General features: G+C 68.7%; 2 protein-coding genes. One reads left to right on the top strand and one right to left on the bottom strand.

The features are described from left to right. The first annotated feature begins 124 nt into the window (after positions 1 to 124). Positions 125 to 2,647: an ATP-dependent Clp protease ATP-binding subunit gene (locus LCD33_RS28405; protein ID WP_224963254.1), complete on the top strand. Its 2,523-nt coding sequence runs from the start codon at positions 125 to 127 to the stop codon at positions 2,645 to 2,647. 157 nt (positions 2,648 to 2,804) lie between these two features. Here the strand turns inward: LCD33_RS28405 and LCD33_RS28400 are convergent, their stop codons facing one another. Beyond that, entirely contained in the window at positions 2,805 to 3,269 is a 465-nt protein-coding gene (locus tag LCD33_RS28400; RefSeq protein WP_224963251.1) for a PPOX class F420-dependent oxidoreductase, read from the bottom strand. Between the last annotated feature and the right edge of the window lie 194 nt (positions 3,270 to 3,463).

Below are 3,463 nucleotides of genomic sequence, written 5' to 3'. Positions count from 1 at the left end.
CCACCCACCCCCGCCGCTCCGTGACGAGCCGCATACCGCGGAATGCCACCACCGCGCACGCGTGTTTGAGCCGACGAGACCCGCGGGAAGACAACGAGGAGTTTCACGGACGAGAGAGGTGACCATGACCGGCTTCTTCGGCTCCGGAGGGTTCGGTTCGAGCCCCTTCGACGACTTCCTGGCCCGCTACCTCTCCGGTGGCGACGGCCCGAACCAGCCCCAACGGGTCGACCTCACCCGCCTGATGAGCAGGCACGCCCAAGACCTGGTGGCCAACGCCGCCCGCCTCACCGTCGAACACGGCGGCCGCGACCTCGACACCCACCACCTGCTGTGGGCCGCCACCCGCTCCGAAACCACCCGCGCCATGCTGGAACGCGCCGGAGCCGACCCCGACCCGCTCGCCCAGCGCATCGAACAGCAGCTGCCCACCGGCGACGCCGTCGAACAACCACCCGCGCTGACCCCCGCGGCCAAGCGCACCCTGCTCGAATCGCACCAGATCGCCCGCGCCGTCGGCGCCTCCTACATCGGCCCCGACCACCTGCTGCTCGCGCTGGCCGCCAACCCCGAATCGCAGGCCGGGCGCATCCTCGCCGCCGCCCACGTCACCCTCGAATCGCTGCAGGCAGGCCCCGCCGACCCGGCGCAGCCGCGGCCCGACACCGCCGAGACCAGCAGCACCCCCACCCTGGAGCAGTTCGGCCAGGACCTCACCACCAAGGCCCGCGACGGCGGCCTCGACCCCGTCATCGGCCGCGACGAGGAGATCGAGCAGACCATCGAAGTGCTCTCCCGCCGCACCAAGAACAACCCGGTGCTCATCGGCGAAGCCGGCGTCGGCAAGACCTCCGTCGTCGAAGGCCTCGCCCAACGCGTCGTCGACGGCCAAGTGCCCGACGTGCTCCAGGACAAGCGCGTCGTGCAACTCGACCTCTCCGGCGTCGTCGCAGGCACCCGCTACCGCGGCGACTTCGAAGAACGCATGAACAAACTCCTCGACGAGATCAGCAAGAACCGCGACCGGCTGATCATCTTCATCGACGAGCTGCACACCGTCGTCGGCGCAGGCGGCTCCGACGGCGCCGTCGACGCGGGCAACATGCTCAAACCCAAGCTCGCCCGCGGCGAACTGCACGTCGTCGGCGCCACCACCCTCGACGAATACCGCACCAACATCGAGAAGGACGCCGCGCTGGAACGCCGCTTCCAGCCCATCACCGTCGACGAACCCAGCGTCGCCGACACCGAACGCATCCTCTGCGGCCTCCGCGACCGCTACGAAGCCCACCACCAGGTCCGGTTCCACGACGACGCCATCCGCGCCGCCGCCGAACTCGCCGACCGCTACATCACCGACCGGTTCCTGCCCGACAAGGCCATCGACCTCATCGACCAGGCAGGCGCCCGCAAACGGCTGCGCACCGGAACGCCCGACACCGACCTGCGCGAACTCGAACAGCGCAACGACGAACTCAGCCGCGACAAGGCCCAAGCCATCGCCGAAGAGGACTACGAACGCGCCGCCAACCTCCGCGACGAGATCGTCGCGGTCCGCGAACGGATCCGGTCCCAACGCCAAGGCGGCGGCGGCATCCCCGTCGTCGGCCGCGAAGAGATCGCCGACGTCGTCTCCCGCGCCACCGGCATCCCCGCCACCCAACTCACCGAGCAGGAGAAGACCCGCCTGCTCAACCTCGAAGAACAACTGCACAAGCGCGTCGTCGGCCAGGACGAAGCCGTCCACGCCATCGCCCGCGCCGTCCGCCGTTCCCGCACCGGCATGGGCGACCCCAACCGGCCCGTCGGCACCTTCCTGTTCCTCGGACCCACCGGCGTCGGCAAGACCGAACTCGCCCGGGCGCTGGCCGAATCCCTCTTCGGCGACCAGGACCGCATGGTCCGCCTGGACATGAGCGAATTCCAAGAAGCCCACACCGCCAGCCGCATGGTCGGCTCCCCACCCGGCTACGTCGGCTACGGCGAAGCCGGCCAACTCACCGAAGCCGTCCGCCGCCGCCCCTACTCGGTCATCCTCCTCGACGAGATCGAGAAGGCCCACCCCGACGTGTTCAACACCCTGCTGCAAGTCCTCGACGACGGCCGCCTCACCGACGGCCAAGGCCGCACCGTCGACTTCAGCAACACCGTGCTGATCATGACCAGCAACCTCGGCTCCGACATCATCTCGCAACGCTCCGGAGTCCTCGGCTTCTCCAGCCGCGGCCAGGAACAAGCCGACGAACCCGCCCGCGACCGCCTCATGGCACGACTCCGCGACGCGTTCCGGCCCGAATTCCTCAACCGCATCGACGAAGTCGTCATGTTCCGCAGGCTCGAAACCGACCAGCTGCACCGCATCACCGAACTGCTGCTCGGCGACACCCGCGAACGCCTCGGCACCCAGGACATCGAAGTCGACTTCAGCAACGCCGCCGTCGACTGGATCACCGAACACGGCCACCAACCCGACTACGGCGCCCGCCCGCTGCGACGCACCATCCAACGCGAAGTCGACGACTCCATCTCCGAACTGCTCCTCGAAGGCAAGCTCGGCGAAGGACAACGCGTCGAGGTCGACACCTCCGGCGACCAGCTCACCTTCCAGATCAGGCCCGCCCTCGAAACCGGCGCCGGAACCTCCTGACCCCACCGGCACCCGAAAAAGTCAGCACGGAGGGTGACCGAGCCGATGCGATGAGTTACGATGATGATCGCCGCCGCACCTCCCCCTCGTGCGGCGAAGGACGCCCAGGGCTTGGACCCCCAGCAAGCCCTGGGCGTCACTCACGTCCGGAACCTGCTCACTCCGCCAACCGCGCCGGAAAACCACCCGTCGCGATCGGGCCCCACGACTCGATCGACACTCGGATCAGCGACTTGCCCTGCTTGCGCATCGCCTCCCGGTACTCGTCCCAATCCGGATGCTCACCCGAGATGCACCGGAAGTACTCCACCAGCGGCTCCACGCTCTCCGGCGGATCCACCACCTCCGCCGAACCGTCCACCTGCACCCACGGACCGTTGAACTCATCCGAGAGCACGCACACCGACACCCGGCCCGACCGGCGCACGTTCACCGCCTTCGCCCGCTCCGGATACGTCGACACCACGATCCGCCCCTGCCCGTCCACCCCGCACGTCACCGGCGAGATCTGCGGACGACCCGACGCCCGCTCCGTCACCAGCAACGCACGATGACGCGGACGCACGAACTCCAACAGCTCCGGGAACTCGACCCGATCATTGGTGGCGATACTGGGGGCCACAGCGGTCCTTCCGACGCACGACGAACTGACGGCCGAAAACCTACCCCAACCACCCGGCCACCACCCCGCACCACCACCGACCCGCGTGACGATAACCGCCGCCCACACAGGTGTTTCCACCGATCACGCGCGCCATGTGAGTGACGAAAGACCCTGCGATCTGCGCACCCGCCCCCGTAGCCTCGCACCACGGC

Source organism: Saccharopolyspora sp. 7B (genome assembly GCF_020177435.1).
In the GTDB taxonomy this organism is placed as follows: Bacteria; Actinomycetota; Actinomycetes; order Mycobacteriales; family Pseudonocardiaceae; genus Saccharopolyspora_C; species Saccharopolyspora_C gregorii.
This window is presented reverse-complemented; position numbering and strand designations above follow the sequence as displayed.